Genomic DNA, 15,841 nt, shown 5'->3' with positions numbered 1-15,841 from the left:
ACCCCACCAACCCCCCCCCCCCCCCCCCCCCCCCCCCCCCCCCCCCCGCCCCCCCCCCCCCCCCCCCCCCCCCCCCCCCCCCCCCCCCGGGGCGTGGCGGCAGGTCCGGCGCGGCGAGCCGCCGGACCTGCCGGACGCGCCCGACCTGCCGACCTGCCGTGCCTCAGCCGGTGGGGAAGGAGTCGGCGGTCCGGATGCGGTCGCGGATCCAGACACCGGCGGGCTTCAGCGACGCCGTACCGGCCCAGGGGCCGTTGGCGTTGCAGGTGCCGGTCTTGAAGACCGCACCGGAGCGGTGGTCGTCGGAAAAGTTCCAGTTGGTCCAGCTGATCCTCTTGGCGGCCATCAGGTCGAGGTACTTCTGCGTCATGGCGAAGTCGTCGGCGCCCTCGCCGGCGTAGTTCTGCGTGCCGAACTCCGTGACGAACACCGGGATCCGGTCGGCGGCGCGGGAGAGGGAGTCCAGGTACTCCTCGCGGTGCGAGTACGCGTAGAAGTGGAACGTGTACATGATGTTGGACGCGTTGACCGGACTGGACACGACCTCGCTCTCGTCGGCGCCCTCGGAGACGCCGAACGACGACCAGGCGCGCGTGCCGACGAGGACCGGGGCGTCGGAGTCGACGGCCCGGATGACCGGGATCAGCTGCTCCGCGTAGCTCTTGATCCGCGCCCAGGACACGCCGCTGGGCTCGTTGGCGATCTCGTAGAGGACGTTGCTCTTGCCCTTGTGGCGGTTGGCTATCGCCGTGAAGAAGGTCTTGGCCTTCGACAGGTTCGCGTGCGGGTCGCCCGGGTCGAGCATGTGCCAGTCCACGATGACGTACATGCCGCGGGCCGTCGCCTGCTCGATGAGCGAGTGCGCGAGGTCGGTGTACTTCTGCGGGTCGGTCTCGTAGCCGCCCTCCTGGACGTACGTGGAGACGCGCAGGATGTCGGCCTTCCAGTCGGTGGCCAGGGCGTCGAGCGAACCGCCGGTCAGACACTGCGCGTACCACTGGGTGCCGTGGGTGCTCATGCCCCGCAGCTGGACGGGCTTGCCGTACTGGTTGCAGAGCTTGGTCCCGCACACGGCGAGCTGTCCGTTGACCGCGACCGGGGTGGTGCCCGGGGTGGCGGCAAGGTCGACCGTGAGGTGGTCGACGTTGGGGCCGCCGGCCGCGGTGGTGGCGGTGGCGCGGATGGTGTTGGCGCCCGCCCTGAGGGCGGCGGTCAGTCCGGTGGTGGCCCAGGAGGTCCACGCTCCGGTGCCGTTGAAGGCCTTGTTCGTGGCGACGGCGGAGCCGTTGACGGTGATGGTCATGGGCCGGTTGGCCGTGGTGCCGTTGGCGTAGCGCAGGTTCAGGGCGGCGCTGCCGGGCTGGGCGGCGTTGACGGTCCACTCGACGTAACTGCCGGTGGTGTTGTCGTAGTTGACGAATCCGGAGCCCGTGAAGCCCGCGTGGTTGGATTCGGCCGCGCCCTGTGAGACGGCGGCGTTCTCCGCCTCGTGGGTGACGGGTGCGGCGACCGCGGTTCCGGGGACGGCTGCGAAGCCGGCCAGCAGGGCGCCGATGAGGGTTCCGGCTCCCGCGAGGGCGGTCAGCCGAAGGCGAGGGGGTGTCACAACGTCTCCGTCCGTTGACGATCCCACGACGATCCCAGGATCGTAAGGAAACTTTCCTAATAACAAGAAGGGAATAGCAGCGTCCGCCCCCGTCCCACAAGACCCCGTGCGACGCGGAGCGGACGGCACACGGGCGACACACCGGGCGACACACCGGACGGCGCACGGACGAAAGCCTTCGCCGGACCGGCCGGCTCCCGTCATCATGGGCCGCGTCCGGGTCGTGCCGTCGGGGGACGCGGCCGGACGGGGGGAAGTCCGGGGGGACTTGTGCAGACATCCGCGCGACCGCAGCCGACTGCCGGGAGCGAGCTGCGGGCCGCCGCGCCCGCACGCGGCCGGGGCGTACTGGAAGGGGCGTTCGCCCTGCTCGAAGAACTCCGCCGCCAGGGCGACGAGGCGGGCGTCACCGAACTGGCCGTCGCCTGCGGGGTGCCGAAGGCGACCGTGCACCGGCTGCTCGAACAGCTCGTCGCGCTCGGGGCCGTCGAACGGCACGGACCCCGCTACCGCGTGGGCGCGCAGCTGTACCGGCTCGGGCAGGCGTGGCAGCCGCACCCCGGGCTGCGCGCGGCCGCGCGGCTTCCGCTGCACCGGCTGCGCGCCGCGACCGGCGGCAGCGTGGTCCTCACCGTGCTCCACGAGGACCGGGCGCTGACGGTCAGTTCGGTGCCCGGCGAGGTGGATGCACTGGTCCCGGTCCGCAACGGGCTCGGCTTCCCGCTGGACACCGCGGCCGGGCGGGCGGTACGGGGACCGCTGCGCCCCGGGCCCGTGCTGGACCGGGAGGACGTACTGCCCGGAGTGGCCTGCGCGGCGCTGCCCGTGCGTGCGCCCGACGGCCGGACGGTGGCGGCGCTCGCGTCCGTGGTGCGCGCGGGCCGCCGGCTGGAGCAGGTCGCGCAGGCGGTCGCCGAGGCGGGCGCGGCGATCACCCGCGGCCTCGGGCGGGGCCTGCGGGCTCCCGAGGAGCTCCCGCCGGGCCTGCTCCTGTAGCAGCGCCTCGCCGCCACGCGGCCGCGTGGCTCCGGGGCCGCGTTCCGCTCAGCGGAACGCGCGTAGAACCGCGGCCGCCCGCCCGGGCAGAGTGAGGGTCGTGCCGGGGGAAACGGCACTCCGCCCCGCGGAAGACCGCGCGGCGGGCCACTGACCGGTCACCGGCTCCGGCCGCCGTGACCCGATGACGGGGGACATCCATGAACCGCACGACCCGATTCGCCACCGCCGCCCTGCTCGCCCTGGGCAGCCTCGCGGGCTTCGCCGGGGCGGCCCAGGCCGAGCCGGTCGACTACGTACGCATCGAGCTGCTGGAGCTGACCTGCCACAAGCAGAGCGAGGGCGACCACGACGAGGCGTACCTGAAGATCACCGACGCCAACGGCAACCAGGTCAAGGTGTGGCCCGGGAGCGCCAAGTACCAGACCATGGGCACCAATTACGTCCGTTCGCTCGCGGACGGGAACGGCAATGCCGCCCTCGTCCTCGGCAAGCAGCAGGCCCGTACGCTGACGCTCTGGGACGACGACACGACGAGCGGGGACGACAAGCTCGGCGCCACGCTCGTCACGGGCTCGGAGGCCGGCGCGGAGGTCCAGTACCGCTCGCTGGAGGGTTCCGGCGGCGTGTACACCATCGCCTACCGCGTGATCGACATCTGATCCCGCCGGCCGGGTGCGCGCCCTCAGCCGAGGAGCGCGTACACGGTCGAGGCGCGCGCGGCCGGCTCGTCGGCCCCTTCCGCCGTCAGTGTCACGTCGGCGAAGGCCATCCGGCGGCCGAGCTTGGTGATCCGTACGTCGATCAGCACGTCCGCGCCGGTCACCGGGCGCTGGAAGGTGGACGACTGCTGCACCGTGGTCATCGGTCCGTACGCACCGCGGGCCGCGGAGATCGCGATCACGGTGGCGGTGTCGGCGGCGGCCATCATGGCCTGGCCGCAGAGGCCGCCGCCGTCGCGGGCCAGCCGGTCGGACCACGGCAGGCGCAGGACGGCGTGGCGGTCCCCCGTCTCGGCCACGGTCAGACCGAGGTCGAGGACCCAGGGGGCGAAGTTGTCGGCGAGGATCTTCTCGGCGTCGGCGGGCGTCAGCGCGGGTGTGTGCGTCACACGCCGATTGTGGCGGCCCGGTGCGGGCCGCCACAACGGTACGGGCACGACGTCGGCCGGCCGGTCGCCGTCAGCCCAGGGCCCGGCCGGCCCAGGCGAGCAGGTCGGCGACGACCTCGGCCCGGTTGGTCTCGTTGAACAGCTCGTGCCGGGCTCCGTCGTACGTCCGGTAGGTGACGTCTGCGAGACCGGCTCCGCGGTACCGCTCGACGACCAGGTCGCTCAGCTCCAGACCGTAGTTGAGCGGGTCGGCCGAACCGACCGCCACCAGCACGGGCAGCTCCGCGGCCAGGCCCTTCGGGCTGCTCAGCCGGGTGGTGGCCGCCTCGTACAGGTCGCCCAGCGCCTTGTCGTCGACGGCGAACCCGCACAGCGGGTCCGCGAGGTACGCGTCGACGACGGCCTCGTCGCGGCTCAGCCAGTCCGCCACGGTACGGGCGGGCCGGAACGCCGCGTTGAAGGCGGTGAACGCGTCCCCGCCGGTCTCGGCGACCCGCAGGAACATCAGGTCCACCGCGGTCGTGCCGTACAGCGCGACCGCGTCGGCGAGGCCGGGGTGTTCGAGGACGTGCTGCTGGGCGGCGAAGGAGCCCAGGCTGTGGCCGAGGAGCAGCAGCGGGAGCCCGGGGTGGCGTGCGCGGGCGGCCCTGGAGAGGGCGGCCGTGTCGTCGACGAGCAGCTGCCAGCCGTTGTCGCCGAGCACCCCGGGGGCGTCGTGCATGGTCAGGCCGTGGCCGCGGTGGTCGGCTGCGTAGACGGCGTAGCCGTGCGCGCTCAGCTCTTGCGCCAACGGTGCGTAGCGCAGGGCGTGTTCACCCATTCCGTGGGCGATCTGGACGACGGCCCGCGGCCCGCCCTCCGGGAGCCACGTGTGGATGTGGACCGGCATGCCGTCCGTGCTCGTGAACGTGAACGTGAACACAGTCGTGTTCCCTTCGGGGGCGGATGCAAGGGGCGGGCCGCGGCACCTGTCGACCGTCGCCGGTCGCCTGGGGTTTGGTTTCCGTAACCGCTAGAGCTGCGCGGCCAGTTCCGTACCCTGGCGGACCGCGCGCTTGGCGTCCAGCTCCGCGGCGACGTCCGCGCCGCCGATCAGGTGGGCGCTGATCCCGGCCGCGGACAGCTCCTCGTACAGGTCGCGGCGCGGCTCCTGGCCGGTGCAGAGGACGACCGTGTCGGCGGGGACGGTACGGGCGGTGCCGTCGACGGTGATGTGCAGGCCCTCGTCGTCGATCCGGTCGTAGGTCGCTCCGGCGACGGTGGTCACCCCCCGGTGCTTGAGCTCGGCGCGGTGGATCCACCCGGTGGTGGTGCCGAGACCGGCGCCGACCTTGGTGGTCTTGCGCTGGAGCAGGTGCACCTGACGCGGGGTCACCGGGCGCTCGGGGGTGCCGAGTCCGCCACGGGCGGCGTACGTGGTGTCGACGCCCCAGTGCCTGAAGTACACCTCGGGGTCCTGGGCGGCGCCCTCGCCGCTGTCGGTGAGGTACTCCGCCACGTCGAAGCCGATGCCGCCGGCGCCGAGGACGGCTACGCGCTCGCCCACGGGCGCGCCGTCGCGCAGGACGTCGAGGTAGCTGACGACCTTGGGGTGGTCCACGCCCTCGATCTCGGGGATGCGGGGAGTGACGCCGGTGGCGACGACGACCTCGTCGTAGCCGCGGAGCGTCTCCAGTCCGGCGCGGGTGTTCAGGCGGACGTCGATGCCGTGCTCGGCGAGCTGGGTGCCGAAGTAGCGGATCGTCTCGTTGAACTCCTCCTTGCCCGGGATGCGGCGGGCGATGTCGAGCTGGCCGCCGATCCGGTCCGAGGCCTCGTAGAGGGTGACCTCGTGGCCGCGCTCCGCGGCGGAGACGGCGCAGGCCAGGCCGGCGGGGCCGGCGCCGACCACGGCGACGCGCTTGCGGAGCCGGGTGGGGGCGAGGACGAGCTCGGTCTCGTGGCAGGCGCGGGGGTTGACCAGGCAGGAGGTGATCTTCCCGCTGAAGGTGTGGTCGAGGCACGCCTGGTTGCAGCCGATGCAGGTGTTGATGGTCTCGGAGCGGTCGGCGGCGGCCTTGTTGACGAATTCCGCGTCGGCGAGGAACGGGCGCGCCAGCGAGACCAGGTCGGCACGGCCCTCGGCGAGCAACTGCTCGGCGATCTCCGGGGTGTTGATGCGGTTGCTGGTGACGAGCGGAATGCCGACCGCGCCCATCAGCCGCTTCGTCACCCAGGTGTAGGCGCCGCGCGGCACGGAGGTGGCGATGGTCGGGATGCGGGCCTCGTGCCAGCCGATGCCGGTGTTGATGATGGTGGCGCCGGCCGCTTCGATCTCCTTGGCGAGGGAGACGACCTCGTCGAGCGTGGAGCCGCCCGGGACCAGGTCGAGCATCGAGAGGCGGTAGATCAGGATGAAGTCCGGTCCGACCGCCTCGCGGGTGCGGCGGACGATCTCCAGCGGGAAGCGGACCCGGTTCTCGTACGAGCCGCCCCAGCGGTCCTCGCGCCGGTTGGTGGCGGCGGCGATGAACTCGTTGATCAGGTAGCCCTCGGATCCCATGACCTCGACGCCGTCGTACCCGGCGAGCTTGGCCAGGCGGGCGGCCCGTACGAAGTCCTCGACGGTCTCCTCGACCTCGTCACCGGTCAGCTCGTGGGGGACGAACGGGCTGATGGGAGCCTGCAGTGCGGAGGGCGCCACCAGGTCCTTGTGATAGGCGTAGCGGCCGAAGTGGAGGATCTGCATGGCGATCTTCCCACCCTCGGCGTGCACCGCCTCGGTGATCACCCGGTGCTCCTCGGCCTCCGCCTCGGTGGTGAGACGGGACCCGCCTTCGAACGGGCGGCCGCGGTCGTTGGGGGCGATGCCGCCGGTGACGATCAGCCCGGCGCCGCCGCGGGCGCGCTCGGCGTAGAAGGCGGCGAGGCGCTCGAAGCCGCGCTCGGCCTCCTCGAGGCCGGTGTGCATCGAGCCCATGATCACCCGGTTCGGCAGGGTGGTGAAGCCGAGATCGAGCGGGCTCAGCAGGTGCGGGTACTGGCTCATGGGGGACGTCTCCTCGCGCGGTGTCTTAAGCCCTGTTCTAGCGACCCCTCCCCCATTTTGCAACTAGGTGCATAAGGGCCGGGCGGCCCTCGCCCCCGCCGGGCCCGCCGTATCAGGGCGTTCGCTCCGCAGCCGCCGACGGCTGTGGTGCGCTTCACAGGCGCCGCGGCGGGGGACCCGCCCGGCCGGCCGTGATCGTTCCGGTTGTCGGGCTCCCCCGCCACACGTCGCCGGACCACGGCGCAAGGGCGACGACCCAAGGGCGACGGCACGCCCCGGCGGGTACGCCCTCCCCGGTCAGGCCCGGCGGAGGCGGACGGTCAGGATCTGGAAGGGGCGCAGGGTCAGGGGGACGGTGAGCTGGGGGGTGAGGGGGGCTACGGCCGTGGTCGGGAGGGGGCGTTCGAGGAGGTCGGCCTCGGTGGCCCCGGCGATCGGGAAGGAGGCGGCGAGGCGGGCCGTGGCGCGGCCGCCGCGGGATTCGTAGAGGCGGACGACCACGTCTCCGCTGCGGTCTTCGGCGAGCTTGACGGCCTCGATGACGACCGCGTCCTCGTCCACCGCCACCAGCGGGGCGACCGGGCCCGCGCCGCGGACCGTGCGTTCGGGCAGGTTGATCCAGTGGCCCTCGCGGACCGCGTCGCCGACGGCGGCGCCGGGAGCGAGCGCGTACCGCAGGGCGTGGGTGCCCTGGTCGGTCTCGGGGTCCGGGTAGCGGGGGGCGCGCAGGAGGGAGAGGCGGATGGTGGTCGTCTGGCCGCCGTCCTCGCGTACGTCGCGGGTGACGTCGTGGCCGTATGTGGAGTCGTTGACCAGGGCCACTCCCCAGCCGGGTTCCTCGGCGTGGATCCAGCGGTGGGCGCAGATCTCGAACTTGGCCGCCTCCCAGGACGTGTTGGTGTGGGTGGCGCGGTACACGTGCCCGAACTGGGTTTCGGATGCCGTGCGTTCGGCCTTCACGTCGAGCGGGAAGGCGGCCTTGAGGATCTTCTCCGTCTCCTGCCAGTCGATCTCGGTGTCGATGTCGAGGGTCTTCGCGCCTGCCCGCAGGACGAGCGTCTGGGCCACCCGGGAGGCACCGAAGGAGCGGGTGACACGGACCGCGGCCCGGTCGGCGCCGGAGGCCGCGTCGAGGGTGTCGAGCTGCACCAGGTCGGTGACGCTGTTGCGGTAGAACGCGTCGATGTCCCAGGCGTCCCACATGTTCGGGAGGTCGGGGTGGATCTGAAGGAGGTTGGCGGCCGCTCCCGGGGCGACCGCCTCGCGGCCCCCTTCGAGGTCGTAGGCGGAGACGACGAGTCCGCGGGCGTCGATCTCGGCGCGGATCCGGCCGTTGGCCAGGACCCACCCTCCGCCGGGGCGCGGGTCGCAGGTGACGGGGGCGGTGGCGGCGGCGGGGACTCCGGCGCCGCCGGCCGGGACGCCGCGGCGGGTGTGCGGGGATCCGTTGAAGACGAGTTCGGTGGTGCCCTGCCCGGCGAGCGCGGTCTGCGCGGCGACGATGACGTCCGTGAGCTCCTCGCGGACCTGCGCGTACGTGGCGCGGGCCTCGCGGTGCACCCAGGCGATGGAGGAGCCGGGCAGGATGTCGTGGAACTGGTGCAGGAGGACCGTCTTCCAGATCCGCTCCAGCTCGTCGTACGGGTAGGCGTGGCCGGGGATCCGCACGGCGGCGGTGGCGGCCCACAGCTCGGCTTCGCGCAGCAGGGATTCGCTGCGGCGGTTGCCCTGTTTGGTCTTGGCCTGCGAGGTGTACGTGCCGCGGTGCAGTTCCAGGTAGAGCTCGCCGGCCCAGACGGGCGCGTCCTCGTACTCGGCGTGCGCCTTCTCGAAGAAGGCGTCGGGGCGTTCGACCTCCACGCGCGGGGAGCCTTCCAGGTCCCGCTGGCGCCGGGCGCGGGCGAGGTGCTCGCGGGTGGGGCCGCCTCCGCCGTCTCCCCAGCCGAAGGGGACGAGCGAGCGCGAACCGCGGCCCTTTTCGCGGTAGTTGCGTGCCGCGTGCGCCAGCTGGGCCCCGCCGAGGTCGGAGTTGTACGTGTCGACGGGCGGGAAGTGGGTGAAGACCCGCGTGCCGTCGATGCCCTCCCACCAGAAGGTGTGGTGCGGGAACTTGTTGACCTGGCTCCACGAGATCTTCTGGGTGAGGAACCAGCGGGACCCGGAGAGCCTGACGATCTGTGGCAGGGCGGCCGTGTAGCCGAAGGAGTCGGGCAGCCAGACGTTCCTGGTCTCGATGCCGAACTCGTCCATGAAGAACTTCTTGCCGTAGAGGAACTGACGGACCATCGCCTCGCTGCCGACCATGTTGGTGTCGGACTCGACCCACATGCCGCCGACGGGGGTGAACTGCCCGTCCGCGATCTTCTTCTTGATCCGGTCGAAGAGCGCGGGCCGGTGCTGCCGGATCCAGTCGAGCTGCTGGGCCTGGGACATGGCGAACACGAACTCGGGGTGCTCGTCCATGAGGGCGAGCACGTTGGACGCGGTACGGGAGACCTTGCGGACGGTCTCGCGCAGCGGCCACAGCCAGGCCGAGTCGATGTGGGCGTGGCCGACCGCGCTGATGCGGTGCGCCGAGGCGTGCGCGGGGGCGGCGAGAACGTCGGTGAGGCAGGCGCGTGCAGCGGCCGCGGTACCGGGTACGTCGGCCGGGTCGACGGCGTCGAGGGCCGCGCCGAGGGCGTGCAGCAGGGTGAACCGCCGCGCTTCGTCCTCGGGGAGCTGGACCATCAGGTCGTACAGCACCTCGAGGTCCTGGACGAGCTCCCACACGTCGGTCTCGAAGACGGTGAGGTCGAACCGGGCCAGGCGGTAGAGCGGCTGGTCGCCCGCGGTCAGCCGGTCGCCCTCGCGGGTGGGTCGGTGGTCGACGAGGACGGGGTTGGCGGCGGCTTCCACGTACCACACGACGTGTTCGCCGCCCCGGGCGCCCTGGCCGGGCCCGGTGACCCGTACCCAGTCGTTGTAGGCGTTCAGTCCCTTGATCTCGCTGCCGTCGGCGCGGTGGACCAGGCCCTCGCACTGGAATCCCGGCATGTTCCGGTCGAAGCCCAGGTCGAGTACGGCCTCCACGGTGCGGCCCGCCCACTCGGCGGGGACCGTGCCGGTGACCTTGAACCACGTGGTGCTCCAGGCCGGACCCCACTCGTCGCCGACGGCTGCGGGCCGGTACGGCGCCGCCAGCCCTTCGGCAACCGGCACGGGCTCCCCGGGGGCGTCCCAGCGTTCCACGGTGAGGGGCACGGAGCGGGCGCGGACGGCTGGTTTGATGCGCTCGTTCAGGACCCGGCGGAGGCGGTGTTCGACGATGCTGCGGTCGTCATGCATGGCGGCTGCTCCAGGGGAAGAGTTCCGTGCACGGTGAAGGGTGACATTGCAGGGTGACGTGTGGTGTTCAGGTCTTGACGGCTCCCTCGCCGACGCCTCTGAAGAAGAAGCGCTGGAGGACGAAAAAGAGGAGCATCATCGGGATCAGTGCGGCCATGGCCCCCGCGGCGATGAGCCGCTGGTCGTTGACGGTCGTCGCGCCGGCCAGGGTCTTCAGACCGAGCTGGAGAGTGTAGTTCTCGCTGTCGGTCAGGACGATCAGCGGCCAGAGGAAGTCGTCCCACGCCCCCATGAAGCTCGTGATGCAGACGACGGCCAGCGCGCCGCGGGCGGCGGGGAGGAAGACCCGGGTGAACCGGGTCCATTCGTTCGCCCCGTCCAGCACGGCCGCCTCCTCCACCTCCGCGGGCACGGCGAGGAACGCCGCCCGCATGACCATGATGTTGAGGACGGAGACGGCACCGGGCAGCCAGACCCCGATCAGGGTGTCGACCAGCCCCAGGTCGCGGACCGTGAGGAACATCGAGATCATCACGGACTCGAAGGGGAACATGAGCGTCGCGACGAGCACCGTGAACACCGCCCCGCGGCCCTTCCAGCCCGCCCGGGAGAGGGCGTAGCCGCCCATGGCCGCGCACAGGACGTTCGAGGCGACCGCCAGGGCGGCGACGACCAGCGTGTTGCCGACGTACTGGAGCAGCGGGAAGGACTCCGCCACCCGGACGTAGTTGCCGAGCGTCGGCTGCGCGGGCAGCACGCCGTCGTACACGTTCTCCCCGCGCCCCTTGAGGGAGGTGAGGAACTGCCACACGATCGGGCCCAGCATGACCGCCAGCATCAGGCACAGGGTCAGGTACCGGGCGGCGAGGCCGGCGAGCCGGCGCCTGCGGCCGGACGGGGACCTCGGGGGCAGGGTGCTCACGCCTCGTCCCCCTTCGAGAGGCGGCGGCCCAGCAGGCTGAAGACCAGGGTCAGCAGGAACAGCAGGATCGAGAGGGCGGCGGCGTAGCCGGTCTCGCCCGCGAAGCCGAGGCCGACCTGCCTGATCAGGAACGGCAGGGTGCGGGCGCCGCCGCCGGGACCGCCGCTCTCGCCGCCGAGGATGTAGATCTCGGTGAAGACCCGCAGCGCGGAGATCGCCGAGAGCGTGCCCACCAGGAGCATCATCGGCTTCACCGAGGGGATGGTCACGCTGACGAAGCGCCGCACCGGGCCCGCGCCGTCGATCTGCGCGGCTTCGTACAGCGAGGCGGGGACGTTCCCGAGCGCGGCCAGGTAAAAGACCATGTAGTAGCCGAGGCCCTTCCACACCGTGACGATCATCGCGGAGACCAGCAGCATCGTGGAGTCGGTGAGGAAGGGGACCGGCTCGGAGACCAGGCCCAGCGCCCGGAAGACCGTGTTGACCAGCCCGTCGCTGCGCAGCACCCACTGCCAGATCAGGCCGACGACGACGGCCGAGGCGATCACCGGGGTGTAGAAGGCCGAGCGGAAGAAGCCGATGCCCGGGATCTCCTTCTGCACGAGGACCGCGAGGGCCAGCGGCAGGAGGACCAGGCAGGGCACGACGACCAGCAGGTAGACCACGCTGTTGGCGGCCGCCGTCCAGAAGTCCGGGTCGCCGAGCGCCCGCCGGTAGTTGCCGAGGCCGACGTACGAGCCGCCCCGGAGGATCTGCGCGTCCGTGAAGGACAGGACGACGGTGTTGACGAACGGCCAGAGGCTGAACAGCACGACCATCGCCAGGCCCGGGGCGAGGAAGAGGTACGGGGCCCACCAGCGGCGGTGCGGCAGGCCGGTCCCGCCACCCGCGCGGGCCCCGGAGGCGAGGATCACTTCCGGGCCTGGCTCGCCAGGATCCGGTTGGCGGCGGTCACGGCGTTGCGCACCGCCGTCCTGGCGTCGGTCTCGCCCTGGATCGCCTTCTGCATCTCGCGGGTCACCGCGTCGCCGACCTGGCTGGTCCACTGGACGGGCGTGTTGGCGTCGAGGCGGGCGGCGCGCAGCTGCTCCGCGCCGATGGCCCGGGCCAGCGTCTCGGCGTCGGCGCCGTCTCCGCGGTCGGAGAAGTACGGGTCGGCGAGGCCCTTGGCGTTGGACGGGTAGATCGTCACCTGGCGGGAGAAGGCGACCTGGTTGGGGCCGTTGGTGACCCATTTGGCGAACTCGGCGGCCGCGTCCGGGTGTTCGGTGTCCTTGCGGATGCCGAGGGACTGGGCGTAGATGCCGATGTGGCCGAGCGTACCGGTGACGGCGCCGGCGACCCGGGTCTGGCGGTAGACCTCCGGGGAGTTCTGCCGGACGTCCTTGACGAAGCCGGGAGACCCGGGACCGAAGACCAGCTTTCCGGCCCCGTACAGCTGGTTGATGTCGTCGGCCCTGGTGAGGGACTCCTTGGGCATGGCGCCCTTGGCATAGAGGTCCTTCATCCGCTCGGCCCACTCGACGGCCTTGGCGGTGTCGAAGACGAAGCGGTCCTCGGCGGCGTTGAGGATCGGCACGCCCATCTTCTGCCAGTCGCCGGGGAGCCGCCCCTTGGGGTCGGCCATGAAGGCGGCGTACGCACCGCCGGACTTCGCGGCGATCTGCTCGGCGTAGTCGAAGAACTGCTCCACGGTGGTGGGCGGCTTGCCGGCGTCGAGCCCGGCCTTCTCGAACAGTGTGGTGTTGTAGGTGAGAATTTCAGGTGTGACATACCACGGGTAGGCGTACACGCTCGCGCCCCTGCCCGGCAGTTTGAACTGCTCCCAGGCGCCCGGTACGTACTCCCCCGCCACCCCGGGGTCGAGCCTGGCCACGTCGGCGAGCATCCCGCGGTCGGCGAGCAGCTGGAACGAGTCCGTGTTCAGGTTGACCACGTCCGGCAGGGCGCCCGCCTGCGCATCGGCGACGAGCTTTTCGTTGTACCCGTCGCCCGGCACGTCCTCCCACCTGACCGTGACGTCCGGGTACTTCCTCTCGAACGCGTCGATCACGCCCTGGACGTAGTCCGTGAAGGTCGGCTTCAGCTGGAGCGTACGGAAGGTGATCCGCCCCGCCGCCTTGCCCGTCCGCTCCGGCTCCTTCGCGTCGGCGGCTGCGGCTCCACCGCCGCCGACACCGCATGCAGCGGTCGAGATCAACGCACCTGCCGCCATCGCGGCGAGCGCTATCCGGGTCGTGTTCCCACGCGTCATCGTCGCCCCTTCGGCCGGGTCCCGGCTGCACCGCCGGCGAGCGACGCCCACGCTGTCCCCGAATCGGGGTGCCGTCAATGCGCCCGAAAGAGCGGCAGGCCGAAGCCCCCGGGTTTCCGGCCCCGCCGGCCGGCCGAGCGGCCACGCCGCGACCAACCCGTCAACACCGCCCCGGCCTGCACCGACGCCCGCCCCGGCGCCACCGCCCCCATGACACCGGGATGCATCAACACCTCTTTCCCCAAAGGAAGTTTGACTGAATTCACGCCCTCGGCACGGCTGCGCACTAATGCGCTTTACCGCGCACGCCTCCGAACTCCCGCAAAATGCCGGTGAATGGGCTCCACTGCGCAAAGGGGCGGGGCCCGGTGCCCGGCACCGGGCCCCGCCCCTTTCGGCCGCGCGGCCCGCCCTGCCGGGCCGGGCCCGGCAGGCACTACTTCATCCGGTACTGGACCTTCTCGGCCAGCTTCCCGTCCTTGAAGCACAGGCGGTACACGTCCTGGTCCGAGAAGCCGGTGTCCCCGCCGGCCACGTACCAGGAGCACGTGGTGCCGGTCGGCTGGACCGGTCCGCCCTCCTTGAGGGCGTCCTTGATGAAGGTCTCGCCCGAGGGCAGCTTCTCGCGGACCTGGCTCTCGGCGTCCCCGACCTTCAGCTCCGCGTACACCTTCGGCTCGACGATGGTCTCCCCCGCGGCGTCGACGACCTTGAAGATGCCGAATCCGAGGAGCGCCAGCAGCCCCACACCGATGACCGCCGCCACCAGAACGCCGATCAGGCACCCCTTCCGCCGCTCAGCCACGCCCGTTCCTTTCCTCGTACGTTCCCGACGTCACCGACCTTCGCAGACGGGCGGGAGCGGGCGTGTTCTCCAAAGTCGCCGATCCGCACGACCTTCGTCGTCGGCCGTCACACCAGGTCGGAGGGGTCGGTGTTGGCCCCGCACAGCACCACGGCGGTCCGCTCGCCGTAGGGCTCGGGGGAGGTGCCGAGCGCGGCGTACGCGGCGGCCGCGGCGTGCTCCACCGCCATCCGGTAGTCGTCCCACAGCGCCTGCCGGGCCCGGACGATCGCCGCGTCCGGGACGAGGACCGGCTCGGTGCTCTTGTGCCGGGCGGCCTGCAGCGCGGCGGCGGAGACCCGGCGGGCACCGAGCGCGTCGGCCGCCACCGAGTCCACGGCGACGTCGACCGGCCGGTCCGCCTCCAGCGCGGCGTGCAGGGCGCGGCAGTTCTCGGGCTCCACGGCGACGACCCGTACCCCGTGCTCGCGGGCGGCGGCCGCGATCCCGGCGAACAGTCCGCCTCCGCCCACCGAGACCACCACCGCGTCGAGTCCGGGCAGTTGGCCGCGGATCTCGTCCAGGAGGGTGCCGGCGCCCGCCGCGACCAGCGGGTTGTCGTACGCGTGGCTGAGCAGGGCGCCGGAGCCGGCCGCGTACTCCTGGCAGGCGGCGAGCGCCTCGGCGTACTCACTGCCGGTCAGCCGCACGTCCGCGCCGTACGAGCGCAGCTTCGAGATCTTGACCGGCGGGGCGGTCTCCGGCAGGAACACGGTGGCCGGGACGCCTTCGCAGCGGGCGGCCCAGGCGCAGGCGAGCCCGGCGTTGCCGCCCGAGGCGATGGTGACTCCGGCCGCGGGCAGGGACCCGGCCTCGCGGTGGGCGGCGATGAAGTTGCGGGCGCCGCGGGCCTTGAAGCTGCCGGTGTGCTGGAGGTACTCCAGCGCGAACCAGGTGCCGCCCCCGGCAGGGGCGACCGCGACCGGACGGGTCCGGCCCGCGATGCGCTGTGCTGCGGCCTGGACGTCCGCGTAACCGAGCTGTGCCATGGCTGTCTCCTGTCGGGTGGGGCGCCGGCGGGCTGGCACCCGCCGGCCCGGGGACTTCGGGGAGTCCGGGGATCGGGCGGTTCAGGGAGTCCGGGCAGTTCGGCGAGTCCGCCCGGGGCGGTGGGCGCGGATCAGGGTCCGCAGCGCCTCGTGGTAGACCTCGTGGTCGGTCAGCGGCGGCAGCAGCTCGTGCACGTGCCCGGTCAGCACGGGGAACGCAGCCGGGTCGAGCGCGGCGAGCGCCGTCCGGGACGCAGCGGCGGCACCCTGCGGGTCGCGGTGGTCGACGAACGCGGCGCTGCCGAGGGTGAGCAGGTACATCTGCCGGTACACCGCCATCGCCCGGGCCGGGGTCATCCCGGCGGCGATGTTCGCGGCGAGGGCGGGCTCGACCAGCCGCGCGAGCAGGTTGCGGCCGAGCCAGGGACGGCTGCCGCGGAGGGCCAGCAGCCCGGGGTGCGCGGTGAGCAGCCGGTAGAGCGCGGTGAAGCGCTGCTCGGTCGCGGCTGCCCAGGCGGTGCCGGGCGGCACGTCGGGGAGCTCGCCGGCGAGGTGGTCGGTGCAGAGGTCGAGCAGCCCGGCGAGGTCGGTGCAGCGCCGCTGGACGGTGGCGTGCGAGACCCCGAGCCGCTCGGCGAGCACCCGGAAGCTCAGGGCGGCGGGACCGTCCTCGTCGACGATGCGCAGCGCCGCGGCGGCGATGGCCTGCGGGGTGGCCCGGTCCAGTGCGGGCGAGGTCCTCGGCATGAGATACAGCGTATCGT

General features: G+C 72.3%; 13 protein-coding genes. 2 read left to right on the top strand and 11 right to left on the bottom strand.

What is annotated here, in order from left to right; translation table 11 throughout:
- Positions 1-163: 163 nt before the first annotated feature.
- Positions 164-1,810: a cellulase family glycosylhydrolase gene (locus tag ACZ7H1_RS01340; RefSeq protein ID WP_470782763.1), complete on the bottom strand. Its 1,647-nt coding sequence runs from the start codon at positions 1,808-1,810 to the stop codon at positions 164-166.
- 66 nt (positions 1,811-1,876) lie between these two features.
- Between ACZ7H1_RS01340 and ACZ7H1_RS01335 the strand changes: the two genes are divergently transcribed.
- Complete coding sequence (locus tag ACZ7H1_RS01335) at positions 1,877-2,602, top strand: IclR family transcriptional regulator (RefSeq protein WP_470782681.1); 726 nt, start codon at positions 1,877-1,879, stop codon at positions 2,600-2,602.
- 200 nt (positions 2,603-2,802) lie between these two features.
- The gene (locus tag ACZ7H1_RS01330) at positions 2,803-3,264 is read left to right on the top strand and encodes a hypothetical protein (RefSeq protein ID WP_470782679.1); all 462 of its coding nucleotides are present in this window, start codon (positions 2,803-2,805) and stop codon (positions 3,262-3,264) included.
- Between the two features lie 23 nt (positions 3,265-3,287).
- Here the strand turns inward: ACZ7H1_RS01330 and ACZ7H1_RS01325 are convergent, their stop codons facing one another.
- The 10 genes from ACZ7H1_RS01325 to ACZ7H1_RS01280 form a co-directional block, all read right to left on the bottom strand.
- On the bottom strand, positions 3,288-3,713 hold the full coding sequence (locus ACZ7H1_RS01325; protein WP_470782677.1) for a PaaI family thioesterase: 426 nt from the start codon (positions 3,711-3,713) through the stop codon (positions 3,288-3,290).
- A gap of 70 nt (positions 3,714-3,783) precedes the next feature.
- On the bottom strand, positions 3,784-4,635 hold the full coding sequence (locus ACZ7H1_RS01320; protein WP_470782675.1) for an alpha/beta fold hydrolase: 852 nt from the start codon (positions 4,633-4,635) through the stop codon (positions 3,784-3,786).
- Between the two features lie 90 nt (positions 4,636-4,725).
- Positions 4,726-6,741: an FAD-dependent oxidoreductase gene (locus tag ACZ7H1_RS01315; RefSeq protein ID WP_470782673.1), complete on the bottom strand. Its 2,016-nt coding sequence runs from the start codon at positions 6,739-6,741 to the stop codon at positions 4,726-4,728.
- 297 nt (positions 6,742-7,038) lie between these two features.
- Positions 7,039-10,068, bottom strand: coding sequence for an alpha-mannosidase (locus tag ACZ7H1_RS01310; protein WP_470782671.1), 3,030 nt, complete (start codon positions 10,066-10,068; stop codon positions 7,039-7,041).
- 67 nt (positions 10,069-10,135) lie between these two features.
- Positions 10,136-10,990 carry a carbohydrate ABC transporter permease gene (locus tag ACZ7H1_RS01305; protein WP_470782669.1) on the bottom strand — a complete coding sequence of 285 codons (855 nt, stop codon included), beginning with the start codon at positions 10,988-10,990 and terminating at the stop codon, positions 10,136-10,138.
- Positions 10,987-11,799, bottom strand: coding sequence for a carbohydrate ABC transporter permease (locus ACZ7H1_RS01300; protein WP_470782761.1), 813 nt, complete (start codon positions 11,797-11,799; stop codon positions 10,987-10,989). The genes ACZ7H1_RS01305 and ACZ7H1_RS01300 overlap by 4 nt, the downstream gene beginning before the upstream one ends.
- Positions 11,800-11,900: 101 nt before the next feature.
- On the bottom strand, positions 11,901-13,244 hold the full coding sequence (locus tag ACZ7H1_RS01295) for an ABC transporter substrate-binding protein (protein ID WP_470782668.1): 1,344 nt from the start codon (positions 13,242-13,244) through the stop codon (positions 11,901-11,903).
- A 436-nt stretch (positions 13,245-13,680) separates the two neighbouring features.
- Positions 13,681-14,049 (bottom strand): hypothetical protein, encoded by a 369-nt coding sequence (locus ACZ7H1_RS01290; protein WP_470782666.1) that lies wholly within the window; start codon positions 14,047-14,049, stop codon positions 13,681-13,683.
- Between the two features lie 107 nt (positions 14,050-14,156).
- Positions 14,157-15,077: a serine/threonine dehydratase gene (locus ACZ7H1_RS01285; RefSeq protein ID WP_470782664.1), complete on the bottom strand. Its 921-nt coding sequence runs from the start codon at positions 15,075-15,077 to the stop codon at positions 14,157-14,159.
- 81 nt (positions 15,078-15,158) lie between these two features.
- A complete protein-coding gene (locus tag ACZ7H1_RS01280; RefSeq protein ID WP_470782662.1) occupies positions 15,159-15,824 on the bottom strand; it encodes a TetR/AcrR family transcriptional regulator C-terminal domain-containing protein in 666 nt (221 codons plus the stop codon).
- Between the last annotated feature and the right edge of the window lie 17 nt (positions 15,825-15,841).

Source organism: Streptomyces sp. NPDC037401 (assembly GCF_055602345.1).
The sequence above is the reverse complement of the archived record's forward strand: the minus strand, read 5'-3'. Positions and strand labels throughout refer to the sequence as shown.

Bases quoted from the DNA above. Each gene is read 5' to 3' on its own strand.
- ACZ7H1_RS01330 (WP_470782679.1), top strand. From the start codon at position 2,803: ATGAACCGCACGACCCGATTCGCCACCGCCGCCCTGCTCGCCCTGGGC.
- ACZ7H1_RS01315 (WP_470782673.1), bottom strand. From the start codon at position 6,741: ATGAGCCAGTACCCGCACCTGCTGAGCCCGCTCGATCTCGGCTTCACC.
- ACZ7H1_RS01295 (WP_470782668.1), bottom strand. From the start codon at position 13,244: ATGACGCGTGGGAACACGACCCGGATAGCGCTCGCCGCGATGGCGGCA.
- ACZ7H1_RS01280 (WP_470782662.1), bottom strand. From the start codon at position 15,824: ATGCCGAGGACCTCGCCCGCACTGGACCGGGCCACCCCGCAGGCCATC.
- ACZ7H1_RS01285 (WP_470782664.1), bottom strand. From the start codon at position 15,077: ATGGCACAGCTCGGTTACGCGGACGTCCAGGCCGCAGCACAGCGCATC.
- ACZ7H1_RS01310 (WP_470782671.1), bottom strand. From the start codon at position 10,068: ATGCATGACGACCGCAGCATCGTCGAACACCGCCTCCGCCGGGTCCTG.
- ACZ7H1_RS01340 (WP_470782763.1), bottom strand. From the start codon at position 1,810: ATGACGGGAGCCGGCCGGTCCGGCGAAGGCTTTCGTCCGTGCGCCGTC.